Source organism: Pseudomonadota bacterium (assembly GCA_038533575.1).
Taxonomy (GTDB): Bacteria; Pseudomonadota; Alphaproteobacteria; order Rhodobacterales; family Rhodobacteraceae; genus Shimia_B.
Genome location: JBCAYL010000004.1, coordinates 170,043 through 194,598 on the forward strand (window position 1 = coordinate 170,043; position 24,556 = coordinate 194,598).

Annotated in this window: 25 protein-coding genes; 16 read left to right on the plus strand and 9 right to left on the minus strand. The window is 63.7% G+C overall.

What is annotated here, in order from left to right; translation table 11 throughout:
* The first annotated feature begins 5 nt into the window (after window positions 1-5).
* On the plus strand, window positions 6-191 hold the full coding sequence (locus AAFM92_16100; GenBank protein MEL7301900.1) for a DUF3253 domain-containing protein: 186 nt from the start codon (window positions 6-8) through the stop codon (window positions 189-191).
* Here the strand turns inward: AAFM92_16100 and AAFM92_16105 are convergent.
* The 4 genes from AAFM92_16105 to fsa form a co-directional block, all read right to left on the minus strand.
* Window positions 175-864 (minus strand): CDP-alcohol phosphatidyltransferase family protein, encoded by a 690-nt coding sequence (locus AAFM92_16105; GenBank protein MEL7301901.1) that lies wholly within the window; start codon window positions 862-864, stop codon window positions 175-177. The genes AAFM92_16100 and AAFM92_16105 overlap by 17 nt on opposite strands.
* Before the next feature lie 37 nt (window positions 865-901).
* Window positions 902-1,807 (minus strand): tyrosine recombinase XerC, encoded by a 906-nt coding sequence (locus tag AAFM92_16110; GenBank protein MEL7301902.1) that lies wholly within the window; start codon window positions 1,805-1,807, stop codon window positions 902-904.
* A gap of 28 nt (window positions 1,808-1,835) precedes the next feature.
* Entirely contained in the window at window positions 1,836-2,537 is a 702-nt protein-coding gene (locus AAFM92_16115) for a DUF484 family protein (protein MEL7301903.1), read from the minus strand.
* A 79-nt stretch (window positions 2,538-2,616) separates the two neighbouring features.
* Window positions 2,617-3,270: a fructose-6-phosphate aldolase gene (gene fsa / locus AAFM92_16120; protein ID MEL7301904.1), complete on the minus strand. Its 654-nt coding sequence runs from the start codon at window positions 3,268-3,270 to the stop codon at window positions 2,617-2,619.
* 107 nt (window positions 3,271-3,377) lie between these two features.
* Here fsa and AAFM92_16125 point away from each other — a divergent pair, with 107 nt between their 5' ends.
* On the plus strand, window positions 3,378-5,567 hold the full coding sequence (locus AAFM92_16125; GenBank protein ID MEL7301905.1) for a primosomal protein N': 2,190 nt from the start codon (window positions 3,378-3,380) through the stop codon (window positions 5,565-5,567).
* A 49-nt stretch (window positions 5,568-5,616) separates the two neighbouring features.
* Here the strand turns inward: AAFM92_16125 and AAFM92_16130 are convergent, their stop codons facing one another.
* Entirely contained in the window at window positions 5,617-7,608 is a 1,992-nt protein-coding gene (locus tag AAFM92_16130; GenBank protein MEL7301906.1) for a protein meaA, read from the minus strand.
* Between the two features lie 307 nt (window positions 7,609-7,915).
* Between AAFM92_16130 and AAFM92_16135 the strand changes: the two genes are divergently transcribed.
* From AAFM92_16135 to AAFM92_16200, 14 genes are all read left to right on the plus strand, one after another.
* Window positions 7,916-9,280, plus strand: coding sequence for a 1-acyl-sn-glycerol-3-phosphate acyltransferase (locus tag AAFM92_16135; GenBank protein ID MEL7301907.1), 1,365 nt, complete (start codon window positions 7,916-7,918; stop codon window positions 9,278-9,280).
* 108 nt (window positions 9,281-9,388) lie between these two features.
* Window positions 9,389-10,681: a crotonyl-CoA carboxylase/reductase gene (gene ccrA, locus AAFM92_16140; GenBank protein MEL7301908.1), complete on the plus strand. Its 1,293-nt coding sequence runs from the start codon at window positions 9,389-9,391 to the stop codon at window positions 10,679-10,681.
* 358 nt (window positions 10,682-11,039) lie between these two features.
* Entirely contained in the window at window positions 11,040-11,753 is a 714-nt protein-coding gene (locus AAFM92_16145; GenBank protein MEL7301909.1) for an autoinducer binding domain-containing protein, read from the plus strand.
* Window positions 11,754-11,798: 45 nt separating this feature from the next.
* Window positions 11,799-12,026, plus strand: a complete 228-nt coding sequence (locus AAFM92_16150; protein ID MEL7301910.1) for a YdeI/OmpD-associated family protein — start codon at window positions 11,799-11,801, stop codon at window positions 12,024-12,026.
* Window positions 12,027-12,112: 86 nt separating this feature from the next.
* Complete coding sequence (locus tag AAFM92_16155; GenBank protein ID MEL7301911.1) at window positions 12,113-12,676, plus strand: NifU family protein; 564 nt, start codon at window positions 12,113-12,115, stop codon at window positions 12,674-12,676.
* An 8-nt stretch (window positions 12,677-12,684) separates the two neighbouring features.
* Window positions 12,685-13,377 carry a tRNA (adenosine(37)-N6)-threonylcarbamoyltransferase complex dimerization subunit type 1 TsaB gene (gene tsaB, locus AAFM92_16160; GenBank protein ID MEL7301912.1) on the plus strand — a complete coding sequence of 231 codons (693 nt, stop codon included), beginning with the start codon at window positions 12,685-12,687 and terminating at the stop codon, window positions 13,375-13,377.
* On the plus strand, window positions 13,370-13,789 hold the full coding sequence (locus AAFM92_16165; protein ID MEL7301913.1) for a GNAT family N-acetyltransferase: 420 nt from the start codon (window positions 13,370-13,372) through the stop codon (window positions 13,787-13,789). Before tsaB ends, AAFM92_16165 begins: the two co-directional genes overlap by 8 nt.
* A 134-nt stretch (window positions 13,790-13,923) precedes the next feature.
* Window positions 13,924-14,919, plus strand: coding sequence for a BMP family ABC transporter substrate-binding protein (locus AAFM92_16170; protein MEL7301914.1), 996 nt, complete (start codon window positions 13,924-13,926; stop codon window positions 14,917-14,919).
* 66 nt (window positions 14,920-14,985) lie between these two features.
* Window positions 14,986-15,342 carry a hypothetical protein gene (locus AAFM92_16175; GenBank protein MEL7301915.1) on the plus strand — a complete coding sequence of 119 codons (357 nt, stop codon included), beginning with the start codon at window positions 14,986-14,988 and terminating at the stop codon, window positions 15,340-15,342.
* On the plus strand, window positions 15,339-16,871 hold the full coding sequence (locus AAFM92_16180; protein MEL7301916.1) for an ABC transporter ATP-binding protein: 1,533 nt from the start codon (window positions 15,339-15,341) through the stop codon (window positions 16,869-16,871). Before AAFM92_16175 ends, AAFM92_16180 begins: the two co-directional genes overlap by 4 nt.
* Before the next feature lie 72 nt (window positions 16,872-16,943).
* Window positions 16,944-18,062, plus strand: a complete 1,119-nt coding sequence (locus tag AAFM92_16185; GenBank protein ID MEL7301917.1) for an ABC transporter permease — start codon at window positions 16,944-16,946, stop codon at window positions 18,060-18,062.
* Window positions 18,063-18,066: 4 nt separating this feature from the next.
* Window positions 18,067-19,032: an ABC transporter permease gene (locus AAFM92_16190; protein ID MEL7301918.1), complete on the plus strand. Its 966-nt coding sequence runs from the start codon at window positions 18,067-18,069 to the stop codon at window positions 19,030-19,032.
* Window positions 19,033-19,113: 81 nt separating this feature from the next.
* Window positions 19,114-20,028 carry a sulfite exporter TauE/SafE family protein gene (locus AAFM92_16195; protein ID MEL7301919.1) on the plus strand — a complete coding sequence of 305 codons (915 nt, stop codon included), beginning with the start codon at window positions 19,114-19,116 and terminating at the stop codon, window positions 20,026-20,028.
* Window positions 20,025-20,783, plus strand: a complete 759-nt coding sequence (locus tag AAFM92_16200; GenBank protein ID MEL7301920.1) for a TIGR02186 family protein — start codon at window positions 20,025-20,027, stop codon at window positions 20,781-20,783. Before AAFM92_16195 ends, AAFM92_16200 begins: the two co-directional genes overlap by 4 nt.
* Window positions 20,784-20,832: 49 nt before the next feature.
* Here the strand turns inward: AAFM92_16200 and AAFM92_16205 are convergent, their stop codons facing one another.
* The 4 genes from AAFM92_16205 to AAFM92_16220 all read right to left on the minus strand — a co-directional run bounded on the left by AAFM92_16205 (window position 20,833) and on the right by AAFM92_16220 (window position 24,325).
* Window positions 20,833-21,558 (minus strand): SDR family oxidoreductase, encoded by a 726-nt coding sequence (locus tag AAFM92_16205; protein MEL7301921.1) that lies wholly within the window; start codon window positions 21,556-21,558, stop codon window positions 20,833-20,835.
* On the minus strand, window positions 21,555-23,075 hold the full coding sequence (locus AAFM92_16210; protein ID MEL7301922.1) for an AAA family ATPase: 1,521 nt from the start codon (window positions 23,073-23,075) through the stop codon (window positions 21,555-21,557). Before AAFM92_16210 ends, AAFM92_16205 begins: the two co-directional genes overlap by 4 nt.
* Window positions 23,076-23,130: 55 nt before the next feature.
* Complete coding sequence (locus AAFM92_16215; protein ID MEL7301923.1) at window positions 23,131-23,763, minus strand: acyl-homoserine-lactone synthase; 633 nt, start codon at window positions 23,761-23,763, stop codon at window positions 23,131-23,133.
* A gap of 106 nt (window positions 23,764-23,869) precedes the next feature.
* A complete protein-coding gene (locus AAFM92_16220) occupies window positions 23,870-24,325 on the minus strand; it encodes a universal stress protein (GenBank protein MEL7301924.1) in 456 nt (151 codons plus the stop codon).
* Between the last annotated feature and the right edge of the window lie 231 nt (window positions 24,326-24,556).

The following is a 24,556-nucleotide window of genomic DNA, read 5'->3' on the forward strand; positions in this document are numbered from 1 at the left end:
GCAAGATGGCGGCGTCGCGGTCACCCAGATCATTTTGCCCGTCCGAGGTCGCTCGGGCGGTCAGCGATGATTGGCGGCCTCTGATGCCGCGCGTGCGTTCCGTCGCGAAAGACGAAGGGCTCGTGGCGACCCAGAAGGGCGAGAGGGTGGACCCGGTCGCTGCGAAAGGACCGATCAGGCTGTCTCGGTGAGCTGCTGTGCGGCGCCTGCGAGAAGCAGGTATGCCGTCGTGACCAGGAGCCCCAGCTCGGCGAGCACGGCCACGTCGAAATTGCCCCAGGCAGCCCACGCGGCAAAGCCTGTCCATGCGAAGGCCATGGGCAAAGTGACTCCGCGCCACCGCTTCGTGCGCACCGGATGGACGAACTTCACGGGGACAAACATCGCCGCGGCAAGCGTGACCGTGATCGCCAGTGTGACCCAGTGATTTGGTTCAACCGCAAAGATCACGAGAATTGCCATGTTCCAGCATCCGGGGAAGCCGGAGAACGAATTGTCCTTCGTCTTCATCCTCGTGTCGCAGAAATAGAGCGCGGAGGTGAACGTGATCACGATGAGCACCGCCCAGCCCGTCCATCCTGACATGAGGCCCGACGTGTACAACGCGTAAGCGGGAATGAAGACGTAAGTCAGGTAGTCGATGATGAGATCGAGCAGGACCCCGTCGAACTGTTTGGCGTGCGCCTTCACGTTGTATTTGCGGGCAAGTGGCCCGTCGATGCCGTCGACGATGAACGCCACGACGAGCCACAAGAACATCATGTCCCATTTCCCCGCAGTCGCCTCGAGCATGGCGAGCATGGCGAAAACGGCGCCCGACGCGGTGAAGAGATGGACGCTGAGCGCCTTGGCTGCGGCTGTCATGAAACTGTCATGGCCCAAGGCCGCGTGGCCCGCAACCCTACCCGGCGGACCGAGGATGGGCTGCCGCGTAGACCTCCATGAGCCTTGCCGTATCGACGGCTGTGTAGGCCTGTGTCGTCGAAAGCGAGGCATGCCCGAGGAGCTCTTGAATGGTGCGAAGATCGCCGCCAGCCGAAAGGAGGTGGGTTGCGAAGGAATGGCGAAGTGCGTGCGGCGTAGCCGTGGCGGGAAGGCCGAGATACAAGCGAACCTCTTCCATCGTCTTCTGGATCGAACGAGGACCGAGGGCGCCGCCCCGGACGCCACGGAAAAGCGGCTTCGCCGCGCGCAATTCGAACGGGCAGGTGGCGACGTATTGCGCCACCGCGGCACGCGCGACGGGCAGAACGGGGACAATTCGCTCTTTCCCTCCCTTGCCGGTGATCCGGAGAGTGTCGGGCAGCGGGTGCGCGTCTCCCTTGAGCGAAAGCGCTTCCGAGATGCGGAGGCCGCACGCATAGAGCAGCGTCACAACGGCGACATCACGTGCCGCGATCCACGGCTCCCGCGCCGTACGCGCTACCGCAGAAAGCACGTCCTTCGCGGCATCCTGAGCGAGGGGACGGGGCAGTTTTCGTTGAAACTTGGGAGAGCGCACGCTGAGGACGGCTGTCGGCTCGAAACCTTCTTTCTCTGCAAGCCACCTGTAGAAGGTTTTCACCGCCGAAAGCGCACGCGCGAGGGACCGCGCGCCGACGCCCCGCCGCCTCTCGGAGCTCATCCAGGCGCGCATGTCAGAGATGCCGAGCTGGCTTAGCGCCGACACCCCCTCCGACCCACCATGATGATTGGCCATGAAGGCCAGGAAGCCACGGACATCGCGGCCATAGGCCTCGATCGTATTCGCGGATGCGCCTTTCAGTGATTTTTCCCGCGCGAGCCAAGCCTCGAGCGCGTCGCGCATCTGTGGGGAGATGAGGCTCACGCCTCGCTCACGACAGGTAGCGCCGCATCGTCCGCTCGAAGACGCCCGCGAAGAAGGCGAGCAGGTCGGTGCCCTGATTTGGCGAGAAGAGGTGCGGATCCTCGGATCCCATGACGAGCATTCCCGGAAGTCTGCCCTCTCCGAAGTCGAGACGAAGACACGCCTCCGACTTGATCCAATCGCTCTCTCCATAGAGCGTAGGATCACTGTCGGACAGTTGGCGGAGCACGACTTGCCGCGGTTGGCCACGTCGGCCCTGGCCGCAATACTCGTCAATGAAGCCGGGCTGCGCCACGGTGAGCACATCACCAAGCTGTTCAAGGACGGCGTCCTTTTCGGAAACGCTCTCCAAGACCAAGCGCATGAAGTCCACGCGCAGGATGTCGGCGACGTCACCGGAGAGATCCTTCAGGAACACATCGAAACGATTTGAATCGAGCAGGCGGAGCACGGCCCGCTGGACCTGATTGGTGCCCGCGAGGTTCTCATAGGCTGCGGCGATGACGGTTCGGTGGGTTTCCTCGAGGCGGTCGAGCCGGTGCTCGAGCCGCTCCATGGCGATCCCGCGTAGGTCCACGATGTTGCCACCCATGGTCTTCTCATGGGCCGCCACGAGGGCGCGCATCACCGCCTGATCCTCAAGAAGCATGTCAGGACGAGACAGGATCTCGTCCCGAAGGACGTTATCAATCAGGGGACCACTCATCATCTGCCTTTCACTCAGGTCTTGCGCCTGTGTTGTGGATAAATCCTTAACACAGGCCCGCCGTCCCGGGAAAGCGCAGAAATCAGACGATCTTGATGCCGGCGGCCTTGGCGTCTTTCAGGAACGCATCGAGGCCCTTGTCAGTGAGCGGATGCGAGGCGAGCTTCTGGATGACCTCTGGCGGCGCGGTGATCACGTCAGCACCGATGAGTGCCGCCTCCTGCACGTGATTGATCGAGCGGATCGAGGCCGCGAGGATCTCGGTTTCGAAGCCGAAATTGTCGTAGATCGTGCGGATGTCCTGGATCAGCTCCATACCGTCGAGGGAAATGTCATCGAGGCGGCCGATGAAGGGGGAGATGAAAGTGGCACCGGCTTTTGCGGCGAGCAGTGCCTGATTGGCAGAGAAGCAGAGCGTGACATTGACCTTTTTGCCCTCGTTGGTGAGGACGTTGCAGGCCTTCAACCCGTCCCATGTAAGGGGCAGTTTCACCGTGATGTTGGGTGCGATCTCGGCGAGCTTGCGGCCCTCGGCGAGCATGGCGTCCGCCTCCGTCGCGACGACCTCTGCGCTCACGGGGCCGTCAACGAGGTCACAGATTTCCTTGGTCACTTCGAGGATGTCGCGGCCGGACTTCTTGATCAGTGAGGGGTTCGTGGTCACCCCGTCGACCATGCCGGTTTCGTTGAGCTCGCGGATTGCGTCGATGTCGGCGGTGTCTACGAAGAATTTCATCTGAGCCTCTCAAGTTGCGTTGGGGCGCTTGGCCTCGTTTCACGGCTCGTTTAACCCAAGGGCAGCATGGCCGAAACCCCGACACTGCTCTCTGCGATACCGCTAACATGACTGCCTTTTTCGATGAGGGCACCCTCGTGGGCGTGCTCACCACCCAGCCGCTGGATCGCGTGCTCGATTACAAGGCGCCGGAGGGCGGCTGCTGGGAAGGTGCGTTCGTCGAAGTCCCGTTGGGCCCGCGCAAGGTGATCGGCGTGGTCTGGGGGGCCGGGCGCGGTGACTACGATTATACCAAGATCCGGCCGGTTTCGCGGGTGCTCGATGCACCTCCAATGACCGAAGACATGCGAGAATTTATCTTGCGCGCGGCTGAATACACACTGACCCCGCTGCCCGCGATGCTCCGTTTGGCGACGCGCGCACCGGGGCTGGGCGACCCGCCATCCATGCGGCATGTCTACCGGCTGGGCGATGGAGAGCCCGCGCGGATGACCCAGCCGCGGGAGCGGGTGCTCCAGGTCCTGCGAGACTTTGGCGGGCTGGCCTTTACCCTCGTCGAGCTTGCGGAGAGCGCAGGCGTGACGTCTTCCGTCGTCAAAGGCCTGGTGAAGGCGGGAGCCGTGCTCGAGGTTGAGAGTCCACGTGACCTGCCCTTTCAACGCCTCGATCCGGACCTGCCCGGAAAGGAGCTTTCCGAGGCCCAAGGTCTAGCGGCCTCCGAGCTCCGCGATGCCCTTTCGCAAGGTGGGTATGGGACGACGCTGCTGAAAGGGGTCACCGGCTCCGGGAAAACGGAGGTTTATCTGGAGGCGATCGCCCAGTGCCTTCGATCGGGAAGACAGGCGCTGGTTCTTCTTCCGGAAATTGCCCTGACCGCTGAATTTCTCGCGCGCGTGGAGGCGCGTTTCGGCGCGCGGCCAGCGGAATGGCATTCCGGGATCACGCTGACCGAGCGTCGTCGGACATGGAAAATGGTCAGCGAGGGCCAGGCGCAGCTCGTGGTCGGTGCGCGCTCAGCGCTTTTTTTGCCGTTCCAGCGGCTCGGTCTCATCGTCGTCGATGAAGAGCACGATACGTCCTACAAGCAGGAGGACGGCGTTCTTTACAACGCGCGGGACATGGCCGTACTTCGCGCGTCGATCCTCGGTGCTCAAGTGGTGCTCGCCTCTGCGACGCCCTCGCTCGAAAGCTGGGCCAATGCGGAGGCTGGCAAGTATCGGCGGCTCGAGCTCACGGCGCGTTTCGGCACGGCGTCCTTGCCGGAGATGCGCCCCATCGACATGCGCGCGGAGGCGCTCGAGTCAGGAAAATGGATCTCGCCCACGCTGCGCCGGGCCGTGGAGGCGCGGCTCAAAGCCGGCGAGCAATCGCTGCTCTTCATCAATCGTCGCGGATACGCGCCCGTCACGCTCTGCCGGGCCTGCGGTCAGCAGATCGGCTGCGACCAATGCGACGCCCGCATGGTCGAGCACCGCTTCCTGAAGCGGCTGATGTGTCATCAATGCGGGGCGACCTCACCGATCCCGGACGCCTGTCCGTCTTGCGGCGCCGAGGATCGGCTGTCTGCCGTTGGTCCCGGTGTTGAACGACTGGCGGAGGAAGCGTCAGCCGCCTTCCCGGAGGCGCGGATCGCTGTCCTGTCCTCCGATCTCTTCGGGTCTGCGAGAGCGCTCAAGGCACAGATCGAAGACATCGCCGCCGGTGGTGCGGATATCGTGATCGGCACACAACTCGTCGCCAAGGGACACAATTTCCCCCTTCTGACGCTCGTGGGCGTGATAGACGCGGATCTCGGGCTGCAGGGCTCGGACCTCCGGGCCGCCGAGCGGACCTTTCAGCTCATCCGGCAAGTTGCAGGCCGTGCCGGACGGGACATGCGCCCGGGCATGGCGCTCCTGCAGACGCACCAGCCAGAGCATCCGGTGATGCGCGCCATCGTGGCAGACGATGAAGAGGCGTTCTGGGCCGCCGAGGCGGCGGAGCGTCAGGCTGCCGGGGTGCCGCCCTATGGACGCATGGCCGGAATCGTGCTGAGCTCTCCCAATGTGCAGGAGGTGTTCGACGTCGGCACCGAGATGGCTCGGAATGCTGCGCCCCTGCGCGCCGCGGGGGCAGAGGTCTTCGGCCCGGCGGCAGCGCCCATTGCGCGCATTCGAGGCCGGCACCGTGTCCGGCTCCTCGTGAAGGCGGCCAAGGGTGCGCCGCTTCAAAGAGCGGTCGCCGAATGGGTGGCTCAGTTCAAGCTGCCCTCGAGCCTGCGCCTGACGATCGACATCGATCCGCAGAGCTTCTTTTGACAGCACGGCATTTGCGTGAGCATGCGGTGGCGATTGGTCTGAGCGAGAGCTATTCCGCAGCGACCGGTTCTGGCTCCGCGAGGGCCACGATATCAAACATGATCCGGTTCAGCTCGAAATCCTTCGGGGTATAGACCTTCGCCACCCCCATGGCGCGAAGACGCGTGGCATCTTCATCCGGGATGATCCCGCCGACAACGACCGGGATCTTGATGCCCTCCTCCCGGAAGCGGCGCATGAGGTCTTCCACGAGAGGGATGTGTGACCCCGAGAGGATCGAGAGGCCGATCACGTGCGGGTCTTCGTTGCGGGCGGCAGCGACGATCTCGGCAGGCGTGAGGCGGATGCCTTCATAGGCGATCTCCATCCCGCAATCGCGGGCGCGGGCGGCGATCTGTTCGGCGCCATTCGAATGCCCGTCGAGGCCGGGCTTGCCCATGAGGAACTTGAGCTTGCGACCGAGACGGGTCGAGGCCGTGGCGACCGCGTCGCGGATCTCTTCGAGGCCTTCGGTCCGGTTCGAGGGGTTGGACGAGACGCCAGTGGGGCCGCGATACTGGCCGAAGGCGGCGCGCACGACGTCGCCCCATTCGCCGGTCGTCACACCCACGCGGGCGGCGTGGATGGAGGCGGGCATGATGTTGGTGCCGGTCTTCGCGGCCTCGCGCAAGTCCGCGAGGGCGGCGCGCACCGCGCCTTCGTCGCGCTGGGCTTTCCAGGCCTCGAGGCGGGCGATCTGGTCGGCCTCCACGGCGGGGTCGACGACCATAATCGCGTCATCGCCCGCAGTGAGGGGGGAGGGCTCGCCCGCCTGATACTTGTTGACGCCGACGACGGTCGTTTCACCGCCCTCGATGCCCTGGATGCGCTCGGCATTGGCCTCCACGAGACGGGACTTCATGTATTCGATTGCATTCACGGCGCCGCCCATGGCGTCGATCTGCGTGAGTTCGGCCCGCGCGCCGTCTTTGAGTTCCTCCACTTTGGCATCGACGGCGGGGTTGCCGTCGAAGAGGTCGGGGTATTCGAGAAGGTCGGTTTCGAGCGCGAGGATCTGCTGCATGCGCAGGCTCCACTGCTGATCCCAGGGGCGGGGCAGCCCGAGTGCCTCGTTCCACGCGGGGAGCTGGACGGCGCGGGCGCGGGCTTTTTTGGAAAGCGTGACCGCCAGCATCTCGATCAGGATGCGGTAGACGTTGTTCTCCGGCTGCTGCTCCGTGAGGCCGAGGCTGTTGACCTGCACGCCGTAGCGGAAGCGGCGGAATTTCTCCTCTTCCACGCCGTAGCGCTCGCGGCAGATCTCGTCCCAGAGATCGACGAAGGCGCGCATCTTGCACATCTCGGTGACGAAGCGGATGCCGGCGTTCACGAAGAACGAGATGCGGCCCACCATGGCCGGGAAGTGCGCCTCGGGAACCTTCGTTTTCAGGTCATCCAGCACGGCCGTGGCGGTGGCCAGCGCGAAAGCAAGCTCCTGCTCCGGCGTCGCCCCGGCCTCCTGCAGGTGGTAGGAGCACACGTTCATCGGGTTCCACTTGGGCAGATGCTCGCGGGTATAGGCCGCGACGTCCGTAATCATCCGCATGGAGGGCTGCGGTGGACACACATAGGTGCCGCGCGAGAGGTATTCCTTGATGATGTCGTTCTGCACGGTCCCTTGCAGCTTCGAGACATCCGCGCCCTGCTCCTCGGCCACGGCGATGTAGAGCGCGAGCAGCCACGGCGCGGTGGCATTGATCGTCATCGAGGTATTCATCTGCTCGAGCGGGATCTGGTCGAAGAGCGTGCGCATGTCGCCCAGATGGCTCACCGGCACGCCGACCTTGCCCACTTCGCCGCGCGAGAGCTCATGGTCGCTGTCATAGCCCGTCTGCGTCGGCAGGTCGAAAGCCACCGAAAGGCCCGTCTGCCCCTTCGCGAGGTTGCCGCGATAAAGCGCGTTGGAGGCCTTGGCGGTGGAATGGCCGGCATAGGTGCGGAACATCCAAGGCCGGTCCTTCTGCCGCTCTTGGTCTGCGGCGCCGTTGTTGCGCTGTGACATGCATGCCTCCGACGGAATCTATTTGCGCAATAATATTACGCTTGCAGCCTACTAGGTGGAATAAAACAATTCGTCAATGTGCTGCGATGCGGCAAGACTTCGTCTCGAGGCGGAGGCAACGCCGCCATCATCGGTGTGCGATCGACCTAAAGTGTCGGCATGGGGCTGATGCCACCGGTGCGCCTCAAGATGCCAATCGCGCTTGCTATGCTCTGGGCGCGCATGAAGCCGCCCCATGAGACCGCAGAGTGGAGACTGCAGAGCGGCGTAGACAGCGCGTCCAAATTTTGGGCAGAGTCTTCAGGCGATGTTTCAAACCGTCTCCCTGCCGCTTTGGCTTTTTGTCCTGATCCTTCTTTTTGCGGTGGTCACCTTCGCGTCGCACTTTCTCTTCCCAAGCGTGCGCTGGTTCTTCCGCCGCCGGGCGGAGCGCGTCGTCGAAGAGGTCAACAAGCGGCTCGAGAGACCGATCGAGCCGTTCAAGCTCGCGCGGCGCTACGACACCATCCAGCGGCTCATCTACGATCCCGAGGTGGCGCAGGCCGTTGTGGAGCACGCCGCTGAAACCGGGGTCAGGGAAGACGTGGCTTTCGAAGAAGCCCGCGCCTTCGCGCAGGAGATCGTGCCGTCCTTCTCGGCCTCCGCCTACTTTCGCATCGGGACGCGCGGGGCAAAATGGCTGAGCCGGGCCCTCTACCGGGTGCGCCTCGCCCACTATGACCAGGCCTTGAGTGAAGTGAGCCCGGACGCGACCGTCGTCTTTGTCATGAACCACCGGTCCAACATGGACTATGTCCTCGTGACCTACCTCGCCTCGGAGCGCTCGGCGTTAAGCTATGCCGTCGGCGAGTGGGCGCGGGTCTGGCCCCTCTCACGGCTCATTCGGACGATGGGCGCCTATTTCATCCGCCGAAAATCCCGCTCGCCGCTCTATCGCAAGGTTCTGGCGCGCTACGTCAGGATGGCCACGGCGAATGGTGTGACGCAGGCGATTTTTCCGGAAGGCGGACTGAGCCTTGACGGGCGGACAGCGCCGCCGAAGATGGGGCTCCTGAATTACGTGATGGAAGGGGCTGCGGCCTCCGGGCGTGACGTCGTCTTCGTGCCCGTTGCCCTCAATTATGATCGCGTCCTCGAGGACCGCATTCTCATGGCGGCGGGCGCGTCGGGTGATCGACGCTTCCGGGCCCGGATCTCCGTGGTGGCTGGTTTCGCGCTCAAGCAGTTCTGGCTGCGGATCACAGGCCGTTTTTTCCGTTTCGGGTACGCGGCGGTGAGCTTTGGCCAGCCGCTCTCGCTCATGTCGCTAGGGCAAGTCTCGACCGAAGCTGTGGCAGGCGAACTCATGTCGCGCATCAGGGCCGTCATTCCCGTCCTGCCGGTGCCGCTCGTGGCCCGCGCGCTTCTCAGCGGTGCCTCGGATCGGACGTCCGTCGAACACTACGCCGCGGCCCTCGTGAGGCGTGCGCAGGACGCTCATATCCACCTGCCGAGGAGCTCGGTGTCCTATGCTGTCGAGGTGGGGCTGAGAAACCTCGCGCTGCGCGAGGCCGTGGATGTGAGCGGCGATAAGGGAAAGGTCGCCGTTATCGACGCGGCGCTTCTCGAATACTACGCGGCGTCGGTGGAGCAGTTTGCGCCGGATGACGTGGAAGCAGGCGCTGCGCAATAAAATTTCAATACTGATCTTTCTGGTGTTGCTATGTTGCGCCGCGAGCGCTAAATCCTCTGCCACGGCCCATGATTCTGCGCCGCAGCGAGATTGACGAGGAGAGACGCCATGGCACTCGACGCCCAAGAGACGACGGTCTTCACCTACGAGGCCCCGGAGAAGGATCTCTATGAAGTGGGCGAAATGCCTCCGATGGGTTTCGTGCCAAAGCAAATGTATGCGTGGACCATCCGCCGGGAGCGCCACGGAGAGCCGGACAAGGCCTTCGAAGTGGAGGTCGTGGACGTGCCCGTACTCGACTCCAACGAAGTGCTGGTGCTCGTGATGGCGGCGGGCGTGAACTACAACGGTGTCTGGGCGGGTCTCGGTCAGCCCATCTCTCCTTTCGATGGGCATGGCGCGCCTTACCACATCGCGGGCTCCGATGCTTCGGGCATCGTGTGGGCCGTTGGTGACAAGGTGAAGCGCTGGAAAGTGGGCGACGAGGTCGTGATCCACTGCAACCAAGATGACGGCGATGATGAGGAGTGCAACGGCGGCGATCCGATGTACTCCACCTCCCAGCGCATCTGGGGATACGAAACGCCGGACGGCTCCTTCGCGCAATTCACCAATGTCCAGGCACAGCAGCTGATGCCGCGCCCAAAGCATCTCACCTGGGAGGAAGCGGCCTGCTACACACTGACCCTCGCCACAGCCTACCGGATGCTCTTTGGACACGAGCCGCATGATCTGAAGCCCGGCCAGAACGTTCTGGTCTGGGGCGCATCGGGCGGCCTCGGGTCCTACGCCATTCAGCTCATCAACACGGCCGGCGCCAATGCAATCGGCGTGATCTCGGACGAATCGAAGCGCGATTTCGTGATGGGTTTGGGCGCGAAGGGCGTCCTCAATCGGAAAGACTTCAACTGCTGGGGCCAATTGCCCACCGTGAACACGCCCGAATACGCGGAGTGGTTCAAGGAAGCGCGGAAGTTCGGCAAGGCCATCTGGGACATCACGGGCAAGGGGCAGAACGTCGACATGGTGTTCGAGCACCCCGGCGAGAGCACGTTCCCGGTGTCTACCTTCGTCTGCAAGAAGGGCGGCATGGTTGTCATCTGCGCGGGCACCACCGGCTTCAATTGCACCTTCGACGTCCGCTACATGTGGATGCACCAGAAGCGCCTGCAGGGCTCGCATTTCGCGCATCTCAAGCAAGCGAGCGCGGCCAACAAGCTGATGGTCGAGCGGCGCCTCGATCCCTGCATGTCCGAGGTGTTTCCGTGGGCGGAGATCCCCGAGGCGCACATGAAGATGCTGCGCAACGAGCACAAGCCCGGCAACATGTCGGTCCTCGTTCAGGCCCCGGTCACCGGCCTCCGCACCCTCGAGGACGTCCTGGCACACGGGACCCACTGAGAGATTCATCCGTAGCGCGAAAGCCGCCGGTACCCTGCCGGCGGCTTTTTCATGTCTTCCGACATACGTCAGAGCCTTGCGCGCGCCTCCCTCGCCAGATCTGGGGAGGGAAAAACCGCGAATGGTGAGAAAACATCATACAGGCTAGGGTTGTATTAACTGTCTGTTAACTTTCCTTAATGAGGTTGTTCCGTGGATACGAAGTGGATGATTGACGTCTTGGACGATCTCCAGGCCTTCGCGGAGCGCAACAATATGCCCGCGTTGGGACGGCAGCTGGAGAAGGCGATCGTCGTTGCCCATTCCGATATCTCTCGCTTGGCAAGGGGAGGCCGCCTAGAGGTGGTTCGTGACAGGGATGGAGCAACTCAGACAACGCTTTATCGAAAAGCTGGAGACCGCTCAGACACTTGAGGATCTCCAGGAGCGCGCGACCGCGCTCAGGGCGTACTACGCCGTCGATCATATCATCTATCATTGGGTTTCCTCGAAAGGGGAGCAGTACGGCTGCGGCACGTATTCGGAGGCGTGGCGGGCGCGGTATCTTGAGAAGGACTACCTGCGCGTCGATCCGGTCGTGGTCGGATGCTATGCACGCTTCCACCCCGTCGATTGGAAGCGGCTAGACTGGACGACGAAAGCGGCGCGCGCCTTCTTCCTCGATGCCATCGACCACGGGGTCGGAAACCAGGGCTTCTCGATCCCGATCCGCGGCCCGAACGGGCAATTTGCACTCTTCACGGTCAACCACAGATGCAGCGACGCGGAATGGGAGGCGTTTTGCGAGGCGCACAGGCGCGAGCTCATTCTGGTCGCCCACATCTTCAATCAGAAAGCGCTCGAGTTTGAAGGCATCGCTGAAAAGGGTCCGAGGAAAGGCCTGTCCCCGCGCGAGGTCGATGCCATGACGCTGCTCGCCGTGGGATACAGTCGCGCCCAGGTCGCCGAATGCCTGTCGATCTCGGAGCATACCCTGCGCGTCTACATCGAAAGTGCCCGCTTCAAACTTGGCGCGATGAACACGACCCATGCCGTCGCGCGCGCAATGCAACAAGGATACATCGTCGTGTGATATACTGCGCGGGTCGGTGGAGGCGCCTTGGAGGCTCGCGACCAGATGAAACGCCCTGCGCAGCCCATGCCGGACTTCGTGTCCGCGGCGCTGGAGGCGCATGGCCTCCGAGAGCGCTACGATGAGCGGCCTTGGTATCAGCGAAATGACTATCTCGGCTGGATCAATCGAGCGCAGCGGCGCGACACCAAGCAGAAACGGCTCGAACAGATGCTGGAGGAGCTCAGGTCCGGCGGTGTCTACATGCGCATGGCGTGGAGACCGCGCGCCTGACGCACCGCTCTTTAGAATAGTTCTAAACACCTTGACCCTTCAGTGCCGACTTCGCATATTTGGAGCAGAGCCCAAGGAGGCAAGGAATGTTCATCCAAACCGAAGCCACGCCGAATCCGTCCACTGTGAAGTTCCTGCCGGGGCAGACCGTGCTCGAAGCAGGGACGGCGGATTTCCCATCGGCAGAAGCGGCGGAGGCATCTCCGCTGGCAGCCCGTGTCTTCAAGGTCGCGGGCGTGACCAATGTCTTTCTGGGGTACGATTTTGCGTCGGTGACGAAGGCTGACGATGCCGACTGGGATGATATCAAGCCTGCCATCCTCGGCGCGGTCATGGAGCATTTCAGCTCCGGCGATCCGGTCATGGCGGGGGAGCTGGACACCTCGTCCGGCCATGCCGATTTCGACGGTGAAGACGCGCATGTCGTCGGCCAGATCAAGGAGCTGCTGGACACGCGCGTGCGCCCTGCCGTGGCGCAGGACGGTGGCGACATCACGTTCCACGGCTTCGACCGGGGCGTGGTTTACCTGCATATGCAAGGGGCCTGCGCGGGCTGCCCGTCCTCCACGCTCACGTTGAAAATGGGCATCGAGAACCTTCTGCGGCACTACATTCCTGAAGTGGCCGAGGTGCGCCCGGTCGCCGTTTGATCGCGCCGGTGGGCACGTTCCAAGAGCCCGTCATCGCCTTCGATTGCGCCGGCCCCCATCTGGTGGCGGCGGTCGGCGTGGGGCAGAAGGTCTTGAGCCAGCATCACGTGGATATGGCCCGCGGGCAGGGGGAAGCGCTGCTCCCGTTTCTGGAGCAGCGTCTCTCGGATGCCGGGATGGTCTGGAAAGACCTCGGCGCAATAGTTGTCGGCGTGGGCCCCGGGAATTTCACGGGCATTCGCATCGCTGTTTCTGCTGCCCGGGGGCTTTCACTCGGGCTCGGCATTCCAGCGGTCGGCGTATCAGCCTTCGAATGCCTCGGGAGAGCCGAGGAGGGCGCCGGTAGCAGGGGCGTCGAGCTTCGCGTGTTGCCGGCTCCGCGCGGCGCCGCCTATGGCCAGATGTTCCAGCAGGGTCAGCCGGACGGACCGCCGGAGATGTTCGAGCCCCACGCGCCACCGCGCCAATTCCAGCGAGGTGGTCTCTCCGTGCTGGGCTACCGAGCACCGGAGATCGCGGCGCGCCTCAATGGCGAAGGAGAGGAACGCGCAACGCCTCTGCCTGACCTCGCAACACGCCTCCTCGACCATGGAGCGCTCAAGCTTTCCCGCGAAGCTCAGCTGGACCGACCCGCACCGCTTTACGTAAAGCCCGCGGACGCCGCCCCGCCGCGCGATGCGCCGCCGGTGCTGATTGACTGACGCCGCCTCCCTGGACGCGCTCCACTCGCGGGCCTTCGGACATGCCGGTGCGCATGGCTGGCGAGAGGCCGACTTTGAAGAAGCCCTCACCGACCCCTCGATGACAGTCGTGGACAGCCAAAACGGGTATGCGCTTGCGCGGACGATACTCGATGAAGCTGAGCTCCTTCTCATCGCCGTTCTGCCCGAAGCACGGCGCGCGGGGCATGGTGGGGCGCTTTTGGCTGCGCTGGAGCAGGCCCTCGTGGCTCGGGGTGTGAAGCGCCTCTTTCTCGAGGTCATGGAGGCGAATACCGCGGCCGTCGCATTCTATCGTAGACGGGGCTTCAAGGAGACCGGGAGACGCGCCGAATACTACGGCCGCGGCACCGGACACGACGCCCAGCTCTTCGAGAAGCCGCTCAAAAGCTGAACAAATCTCCGCCGCGCCCGCCAAGTGACGCGAGAAACCGGTTGACGCCCCGCGCTCCCTACGCTGAACTTTCCGCCAGATCATAAGATCCAGAGGTGCGCGCTGCTGCGCGCCCATCCAACAGGGGAAATAGAATGACTGCATTCACCAAACTGCTCGGCGGCGCCGCCGCGCTTGCTATCTCTGCATCCGCACTGGCGGCAGAGCCGGCCATCATCTTCGATCTCGGCGGCAAGTTCGACAAATCCTTCAACGAGGCCGCGTTCAATGGTGCAACGCGCTGGGCCGAGGAGAACGGTGGCGAGTTCCGCGAAGTGGAGCTTCAGAACGAGGCCCAGCGTGAGCAGGCGCTTCGCCGCTTCGCAGAGGCCGGTTCCAACCCGATCGTCATGGCCGGCTTCGCCTTTGGCGGTGCGCTCGGTGAAGTGGCTCCGGACTACCCGGATACCTCCTTCGTCATCATCGACATGGTCGTTGACGCACCCAACGTGCGCTCGGTGGTCTTCAACGAGCACGAAGGCTCCTACCTCGTCGGCATGCTCGCAGCCATGGCTTCCGAGTCGGACACCGTGGGCTTCATCGGGGGCATGGACATCCCGCTCATCCGTAAGTTCGCGTGTGGCTATGCGCAGGGCGTGAAGGCCGTGAACCCCGATGCGACGATCATTGCCAACATGACGGGCACGACGCCCGCGGCCTGGAACGATCCCGTGAAAGGCTCCGAGCTGACGCTGGCGCAGATTTCCCAGGGTGCAGACGTGGTCTATGCCGCGGCAGGCGGCACCGGCGTGGGCGTGCTTCAGACCGCTGCGGACGAGGACATCCTCTCCATCGGTGTCGACAGCAACCAGAACTACCTGCATCCCGGCGAAGTGCTGACCTCCATGCTCAAGCGCGTGGACAACGCCGTCTACACCGCGTTCTCCGACGGCCCGGGCCTCGAGACCGGTTTCCAGGTGCAGGGTCTGGCCAATGACGGCGTGGGCTATGCCCTCGACGAGTTCAACGCGGAGCTGATCTCCGAGGACATGGTCGCGACCGTGGAAGCGGCCAAGGCTTCCATCGTCTCCGGGGACGTGATGGTGCACGACTACACGTCCGACGAGACCTGCCCGGCGCTGTCCTTCTAATCAGGGCCAACTCAAAGGCGCGCGCGGGCATCTCGCGCGCGCCATGCACTTTCTAGGATCGACGCGGTGAAACTTTCTCTCTCCGAGCTCTTCAGTGCATGGGCGACGCCCAACGAAGAGGATCGGGAAGCCCTCGTACGCCCACTTGTGAGCGAAGATATCGTCTACGCAGATGCCCACGCTCCCATGAGCTTCACCGGCGCCGATGCGTTTCTCGAGTTTTTGAAAGTCTTCAACGAGAATGTACCCGATGCCGAGGTTCGCGTGATCGGCGCGACCGAGGTCCATGGATTTACCCGCGCCACGGTCGCCCTGTCGCGCGCGCGTGCGCCGTTGGCAACCGTACAATACTTCATCGAAGCCGACGAGGACGGCCGGGTGACGCGGCTCGTGGGCTTTGACGGCACGGAGGACACCCCATGACCGCTCCAGCCATCGAGCTGCAGGGCATCTCAAAGGCGTTCGGCCCGGTACAGGCCAACAAGGATATCTCCATTTCAGTGCAGCCGGGCACGATCCACGGGATCATCGGCGAAAACGGCGCGGGGAAATCCACGCTGATGTCGATCCTCTACGGCTTCTACAAGGCCGACGCGGGGGAGATTTTCATCCGCGGTCAGAAGACGCTGATCCCAGATAGCCAAGCAGCCATTGCAGCGGGCATCGGGATGGTCTTCCAGCACTTCAAGCTCGTGGAGAACTTCACGGTCCTCGAGAATATCATCCTCGGAGCGGAAGATGGCGGTCTCCTCAAGCCGTCGCTCGCCAAGGCGCGCAAGCTCTTGAAAGAGCTCGCCGATGACTACGGGCTCAACGTTGATCCGGATGCCAAGGTGGAAAACCTCTCCGTGGGCTATCAGCAGCGGATCGAGATCCTGAAGGCGCTCTACCGACAGGCGGACATCCTCATCCTCGACGAGCCCACGGGCGTCCTCACACCTGCCGAGGCGGACCAGCTCTTCCGTATTCTTGGCCGGCTGCGCGAGGAGGGAAAGACAATCATCCTCATCACGCACAAGCTGCGCGAGATCATGGATATCACCGACACCGTGAGCGTGATGCGGCGGGGAGAGATGACGGCGACGGTAAAGACGTTGGAGACCTCTCCCACCGAGCTCGCGGAGCTCATGGTGGGCCGGAAGGTTCTGCTCCGCGTCGACAAGAGACCCGCGAGGCCCGGTGCCGCCGTCCTGAAGGTGCAAGGCCTGCGCGTCTCGGATGACAAGGGCGTGGAGCGGGTCAAGGGCATCAGCTTCGACGTCCGCGCTGGGGAAATTCTGGGTCTCGCTGGAGTGGCTGGAAACGGGCAGTCGGAGCTTCTCGAAGTGCTCGGCGGCTACCGCGCCGCCACGGGCCAGATCGTCATGAACAATGAGGAAATTGACCTCACGGGAGCAAAGTCTGACGGGCAATCGCGCCGCGCGAGAGGCATTGCGCATGTGCCCGAGGATCGCCAGCGCGAGGGCCTGATCATGGATTTCATGGCCTGGGAAAACACGGCTTTCGGCTACCACAAGGATGGGCGCTATACGCGCGGTCTCTTCACGGACAATGCCGGTATCCGCAGCGACACGGCGGAAAAAATGGAGCGCTTCGACGTCAGGCCGCCCAACCCAAAGCTTGCCGCCAAGAACTTCTCAGGTGGGAACCAGCAGAAAATCGTGCTCGCGAGAGAGATCGAGCGGAACCCTGACCTCCTCCTCATCGGCCAGCCCACGCGCGGCGTGGATATCGGCGCCATCGAGTTCATCCACCAGCAGATCGTTGCCCTGCGTGACCAGGGAAAGGCGATCCTGCTCGTGTCCGTGGAGCTCGACGAGATTCTGAGCCTGTCTGACCGGATCGCGGTCATGTTCGACGGCAAGATCATGGGGGAACGGATGCCTGACCAGACCGATGAGGGCGAGCTCGGCCTCCTCATGGCCGGCGTTGTCCCCGAGGCAGCGGCGTGACGGCCGTGAACGCCCCAATGCAGAGCGCCACTGAGGCGCGCAGAGACCCTTGCCCGCAGAGAGGTAACTTCCATGGATAGGATGCCGCGCTGGGCAGATGTTTTGCTCGTGCCCCTCATCTCGCTCCTGCTTGCAGCCGTCCTTTCGGCGCTGGTGATCCTCGGGATCGGCGAAAACCCCATAGAAGCCTTGGGCTACATGATCGACGGGGCGCTCGGGTCATCCAACGGGTGGTCCTACACCCTCTATTACGCGACCAACTTCATCTTCACGGGCCTCGCCGTGGCCGTCGCGTTCCACGCCTCGCTGTTCAACATCGGCGGCGAAGGCCAGGCCACGCTCGGCGGCCTCGGTGTTGCGCTCGTGTGCCTTGCCTTGCCTTGGCCCCATTGGACACTCGCGCTCCCGGCGGCCATCGCGGGTGGCGCGCTTTTCGGCGCGGGTTGGGCCCTGATCCCCGCGTACCTACAGGCAAAGCGTGGCAGTCACATCGTCATCACGACGATCATGTTCAATTACATCGCCTTCGCGCTCATCATCTATCTGCTGAACAACGGCCTAAAGCCCGTGGGCCAAATGGAAAGCTCCTCGGCGCGCTTCCCCGAAGGTGCCCACCTTCCGACCCTCGAAGACATCGCGGCCCTCGTGGGCGTCGAGGCATTCGAACGCGCGCCCGCCAATGTGTCGCTCTTTCTCGCGCTTCTTGCCGCCTACGGTGTCTGGCTTCTCTTGTGGCGCACGCCCCTCGGCTTCGAAATCCGTGCCTACGGAAAATCAGAGCCAGCCGGGCGCTATGCCGGTATTTCCCCGACCAAGATCATCATGATAACGATGCTCATCTCGGGCGGGCTGGCCGGGCTCATGGCCGTCAACACCGTGATGGGTGAGGCGGAGCGCCTCGTGAACAACTCGGTGCAGAATGCCGGGTTCATCGGGATCGCCGTTGCGCTCATGGGGCGGTCACATCCCCTTGGCATCCTCCTCGCAGGTCTCCTCTTCGGCTTCCTAGTCCAGGGCGGCGCAGAGCTGGCCTTCTGGACGTCGATCCCCACGGAACTCATCATCGTGATCCAAGCGCTCGTGATCCTCTTCACCGGTGCGCTCGACAACATGGTGCGGATGCCCGTCGAGGCCCTCTTCAACCGGCGCCGCCAGACCGCACCGCCCAAAGCCACCACGCCGGCGGAGTAAGCCCATGGATTTCGCGACGCTTCTCCAGATCCTCGACTCCACGATCCGTCTTGCCACGCCGCTTCTGCTAGCGTGCCTCGCGGGTCTTTATTCCGAGCGGGCTGGCATTTTCGACATTGGCCTCGAGGGCAAGATGTTGGCCGCCGCGTTTCTTAGCGCGGCGGTGGCCTTCGTCACGGGCTCCGTATGGCTGGGCTTGCTGGCGGGCGTCGCGGCGTCCATGGCACTCAGCGCGATCCACGGGCTCGCCTCGATCACCTTCCGCGGCAACCAGTTGATCTCGGGGGTCGCGATCAACTTCTTGGCCTCCGGGCTCACCGTCCTGATCGCGCAAGCCTGGTTCTCCCAAGGCGGCAGGACGCCGTCGCTTTCTGGGGCAGGGCGCTTTTCTCCTTGGGAATGGCCATTCGCTGAGGCCATCATTCCCGTACCGGTCGTGGGGCCTGTCTATTCCGAGCTCGTCTCCGGTCACACCGCGATTGTCTACCTCGCCTTGGCGATGGTGCCGATCTCTTGGTACGTCCTGTTCCGGACCCGCTTCGGCCTGCGACTGCGCGCGGTGGGAGAGAACCCGGCAGCCGTCGACACCGCGGGCGTCTCGGTGGTGGGACTGCGGTTCGCGGCGGTCGCGATTTGCGGTGTCCTTTGCGGCATAGCGGGCGCCTATCTCGCGACATCCCTTCAGGCTGGCTTTGTGAAAGAGATGACGGCAGGGCGCGGCTACATCGCACTTGCCGCGCTTATCTTCGCCAAGTGGCGGCCATGGTACGCGCTCTATGCCTGCCTGCTCTTCGGCTTCCTCCAGGCGATCGCACTGCGCTTCCAGAATCTCGATCTCGGCCTCTTTGTGGTCCCCGTCGAGTTCATGGACGCGCTGCCCTACATCCTGACGGTGGTGATCCTCGCGGGCTTCGTGGGCAAGGCCATCCCACCGCGGGCAGGCGGGCAGCCCTACGTGAAGGAGCGCTGAGCCCCGCCGCATCGCAGCAGAGAGTGGACGCGCGCCCTAGACCCGTGTCATGCATGGGAAAAGTCGCTCGAGACATCACCTATGCAGATTTACCTCCCCATCGCCGAGGTGTCGGTGAACGCTTTTCTCCTCCTGGGGTTGGGCGGCGCGGTGGGCGTGCTCTCGGGAATGTTTGGCGTGGGCGGCGGGTTCCTCATGACCCCGCTGCTCTTCTTCATCGGGATCCCCCCGGCTGTTGCCGTCGCCACCGAGGCCAATCAGATCGTGGCGTCGTCCTTTTCAGGCGTCCTCGCGCATCTGAGGCGCAGATCTGTGGATCTCAAGATGGGGACTGTCCTCCTCGTCGGCGGCCTTGTCGGGGCGGCCGTGGGCGTGGTCATCTTCAACACGCTGCGTGCCTTGGGGCAGGTCGATCTCCTCGTGCGGCTCAGCTATGTCGTCTTCCTCGGTGTCGTCGGGTCGCTCATGTTCGTGGAGAGCCTCAATGCCATCCGCCGCGCGCGCCAGCCAGCGGCGCGTCCGGTGCGAAAGAAGCACGGGCTCATTCACGCGCTCCCGTTCAAGATGCGCTTTCGGGTGTCTGGCCTTTACATCTCGGTGATCCCACCGCTACTCGTCGGGCTTGTTGTCGGTATTCTCGCGGCGATCATGGGGGTCGGAGGCGGCTTCATCATGGTCCCGGCCATGATCTACCTGCTTGGCATGCCCACGAAGGTCGTCGTGGGCACCTCGCTCTTTCAGATCATTTTCGTCACCGGTTTCACGACGCTTTTGCATGCAACCACCAATTTCACGGTGGACGTGGTGCTTGCCGTGCTTCTCCTCGTGGGGGGCGTCATCGGAGCACAGTTCGGTACGATGATCGGCGCGCGGCTCAAGGCTGAACAGCTGCGCATCCTCCTTGCCGGGATGGTCCTCCTCGTCTGTGGACGCTTGGCAATGGACCTGCTTCTGATGCCCGATGAACTCTACTCCATCGGGGAGGGCGGGCATTGATCCGCGCCCTCTGCCTCCTTCTCCTCTGGGCTGGTTCGGCGCTGGCCCAGGAGGATATCGTTGCCGATCTGAGCCAGAAGCAAGTTGCGATCACGACCACGTTCACCGGCTCCGAGATCCTGATCTTCGGCGCGGTACGCCGTGGCGGGTCGGTCGACGTGACCTTCCCCCTCGAGGCTGTCGTCACCGTTTCCGGGCCCTCAGAGCCAGTGACGGTGAGACGCAAGGACCGCGTGGCCGGGATCTGGGTGAACATGGCAGAGGTCGAGGTGGACGCCGCGCCTTCTTTCTACGCGATCGCATCTTCCGCACCGCTTTTTGACGTGCTGAGCCATACGGAGGATCTGCGCCATGGTATCTCAAAGGCCCGTGCGATCCGGCTGGTCGGTGCAGCCGGACAGGTGGACAACCCGACAGATTTTCGGGAGGCACTGATCCGCATCAGGGAATCCGAGGGCACCTACAATCGCGATGAGAGCGGGGTGACGGTCCTCGAGGAGACCCTCCTGCGCGCCTCCGTGGGCCTCCCGGCGAACCTCGTGGAAGGGGACTATGCCGTGCGCATTTTCCTCACCCGCAATCGCGAGGTGGTCAGCACGTTCGAGACGACGATCGCGGTCGAGAAAGTGGGTCTCGAGCGCTTTCTCTACAACTTGGCCCATGACCAGCCATTGGTTTATGGGATCATGTCCCTCGTCATCGCCATCGCCGCAGGGTGGCTCGCCTCCGCCGCGTTCCGCCTCGTCCGAAGCTGAGGAATCCTCAAGGGATGGAAACCGCGTGAAGCTGCCTGAAAGCGCCGTTTCACCCTCGGCCGATGAACGGCATCTTGGTGGCCATCACGGTCATGAACTGGACATTCGCTTCCGGAGGCAGCTCCGCCATGTGCAGCACGGCGCGCGCGGCCTCCATCACGTGCATCGAAGGGACTTTCGACAGTCCCTTGGCCTCGCGGCGGGCATCCAGCTCCTCGACCATGGGCGTCCGCGCGTTGCCGATATCGATTTGCCCGCAGGCGATGTCGAAGTCGCGTCCATCGAGTGAAAGCGTCTTCGTCAGGCCGGTAATCGCGTGCTTCGTCGTCGTGTAGGCCACCGAGCCTTCACGGGGCGTATGCGCGGAGATCGAACCGTTATTGATGATGCGCCCGCCCTGGGGGGATTGTGTACGCATCTGGCGAAAGGCCGCACGGGCCGCGAGGAACATGCCGTGCAGGTTCACATCCACCACCTCCCGCCAGGCGTCAAAGCTCACCTCATCGATGGTGGTCTGCGGACCGAACATGCCCGCATTGTTGAAGAGCGCGTCCAGGCGGCCGGTGCGGGCGACGAGCGTGGCGACAGCCGTGTCGACCTGTACTTCGTTCGTCACATCGGCGGGCAGGACCGTTGCCGCGCGGCCCTCGGCCATGGCCTCGAGCGGCTCGCGGCGCCTGGCTAGCAGGCCCACATGCCAACCCGCGTCGAGAAAGACCTCTGCCGTTGCAGCGCCGATGCCCTGACTGGCGCCCGTGATGAGGATTGTCTTCATGCCTCGCCTTCCGTGAGCTCAAGCGGGACCGAGGCTGGAGTGAGATCATCTACCGCCAGCGGTCCGGTGGGTTTGGCCAGCCTGTTCCGCACCACCCAGTGCAGGCGCTCCGATGCGCGTGTTATGGCAACGTAGGCCAGCCGCTTCCAAAGCTGCGTTCCCGCCTCCATGCGCCCCATCCTCGCGGCCACGAAGATGTCGGGGGCAAAGACCTGTACGTCGTCCCACTGGCTGCCCTGTGCCTTGTGGATCGTGACCGCGGCACCATGGAGAAACGTGGCGCCCATCCGGGCCGCGAAGGGGATGAAGGGCTCCTCCTCGTCAGGTTTCTCGATCTTCACGATGCTGGCGGCGTTGACCTGAGGATCCTGCGCTCCAACGACGTGAAGGCGGGAGAAGCCGGGTCTCCGCCCCGGGCCCATGTAGATGACCTGCGCGCCCTTGATCAGCCCCCGCGCCTCGAGGTCGAGCCTCTTCTTGCGATGCTTCATGGGGAGCTCGATGCCGTCGCAAATGAGCGGCTCACCCGCGATGAGGTCGTCTTCCGGGGCACCGTAGGCGCCGCGAAAGGCCTGAATGAGGCGGATGCGGGTTTGGTTGCGCCACACGAGCACGGGCGAGCGCGCCATCATATCGGCTTCCACCCGCTGGGCGAACACCACGCGGTCATCTCTCTGGGCAGCTTCGCCAACCATTTGCTCAAACTCATGGAACTCGAGCGCCGGATCGGCGAGCGCGTGCGCGAGATCGAGGATCGGATTGTCCTCCGCCTGCCGATGGACGCGCCCGAGGCTGAGCTTGCGCGGTTCCGGCAGCCCGTCGAAGACCATGGAGCCCGACTGGTTCACTGGCGCAAGCTGTGCGGGGTCCCCGAAAAGCAGGAGCGTCGGAAAGATCTCTTTGAGGTCTTCGAATTGCCGCGTGTCGAGCATGGAGGCTTCATCAATGAAGCCGATATCGAGTGGGTCTTCGCGCCGTTTCCAGCCGGTGATGAAGTCCGATCCCCGCAGGCCCGCAGCCGCGAGCGCGCCAGGCATGGATTTGTTGCCCTCGTAGAAGCGCGCCGCGCGGGCGAGCGCCTCCTCGGTGAGCCCTTCGATGTCGGGTTTCTCGCCATTGCCGGCAAGCCAGTCCGCGATGCGCTCGTATTCGGGGTCGTAGACTGGCGTGTAGAGGATGCGGTGGATCGTCGTGGCAGGCACGCCTCGCATCCGCAAGACGGAGGCCGCCTTGTTGGTGGGGGCGAGGATCGCGAGCGTCCGGCGGTCCTTGCGCTTGCGCCCCTCGTAATCCCCGCTCACGACCTCGACGCCGGCGGCATGGAGTGCCTTGTAGAGTTCGGCCAGAAGAAGCGTCTTGCCCGATCCAGCTTTCCCGATGACGGCGAGCACGCTCTCCTGCCCGTCCCGGGGGGGCAGGAGTGTCCCTTCATCGAGGTCGACCCCCGCCTGTCTCAGGCTCTGGGCAATCGTGTCGTGGGCCTCGGCCTGGTCTGAGGAGAGCATGAGCGCGGTCATGGCCGCGACCATAGGGGGCTCTGGGAAGCGTCACCAGAGCGGAAGAGGCTTTCCCTTAGGCTGCGACGTCTCGGGCGATGGCATGGCCGAAGGCGCGGTTGAACCAGTGGCGCGCCATGGTCGGGCTCGCGCCGGCCTGCCGCGCGACACGGGCCTGTGCGGCCTTGTTGAAGTGCCACAGCCCCACAGCGATCATCTCGCGTCCCTTGCCTTCCGAGCCGAGGATTTCCGGTGAGGAGCCGATGCGGGAGTAGATGCGGACCATGCGCGCATCGAATACGCCCACATAGGACAGGAGCCCGAAGCCTTCGAGGATCTCGCCGCCCGCGAGCATCAAGGCCGCCGCGGTCCGGGGCGAGGCGTTGCGCGAAAGGCAAAAGCGCGTGCATTCCCAGACCCGAGGCGACGCAACGCGAACGCCCTCCGTGAGGTGCAGGAAGTGATCATTGACCATGGTTGGCCCGGTCGTGGGCAGGAGCCGCATCGAACCGCCATGGCTGCCGTCCTGGTTCTCCCAGATGACGTAGAGCGGGTTGAGCGCGTCATAGGCGTCCGTCTCCCACCCGTTCTCGTCGACGGTCACATCCCATCCGAGCCGCGTCTTGAATTGCCAGGCCCGGTCTTCGTGCATGCTGCGCTTGAGCTTCGGGAACGTGTCGAGTTGGTCACCGTAGATGAAGCGGATCATGGCGCGTCCTTTCCGTGCTGGCTCGCCGGAAAGGTGTAAGTGTTAATGGTTAGCAACCTTTCGCCCCTGACGCGCGTGGCGGTAAGGATCGGTTAACCGCTGGCGCTCAGGTGACGGCCTCGAGCCGCTCTTTCGACATATCTCCGGGGACAATCGTGACAGGGATTTCGAGCGAGCCGGAGTTCTTGGACAGCTGAGTGACCAGGGGGCCCGGCCCGCCGGAATCAGTGCCCGCGCCCAGAACGAGGACGCCGATCTCTCCATCTTCCCGGACTTGGGCCATGATTTCCGGCACAGCCTCGCCCTCGCGAATGATGAGCTCGGGATCAATGCCCTGCCTGTCCCGCATCCATTTCGCGAAGACCTCGAAATGGGCTTCTATCCTCTCGCGCGCCTCCGCGCGCATCACCTCGCCCACGCCGATCCAATGGTTGAACTCGTCTGGAGGAATGATGGCGAGGACGGCGACTCCACCACCGGTATTGGCCGCGCGCATGGCCGCGAAACGCATGGCGTTGAGGCATTCGCGGCTGTCATCGAGCACCACGAGGAACTTGCGCATGTCGTCTCTCCCTTGCGGCGCAGTCTGGCTGGAGCATGGGGGCCGCGCAAGCAAAAGCGCCCCCGCTGGGAGAGCGGGGGCGCAGCGTCTGAGGCTAAGGGGCAGACGCCTTGGGGCGGGCTCCCGCACGCTTTGAAATGGGAGCGCGGAGGGAGGGGGACGGGACCCACATGTGACCGCAATTGCCACGCGCGCAGGCTAGTCCGCGTAAGTATCAGATTCGTGACTTGA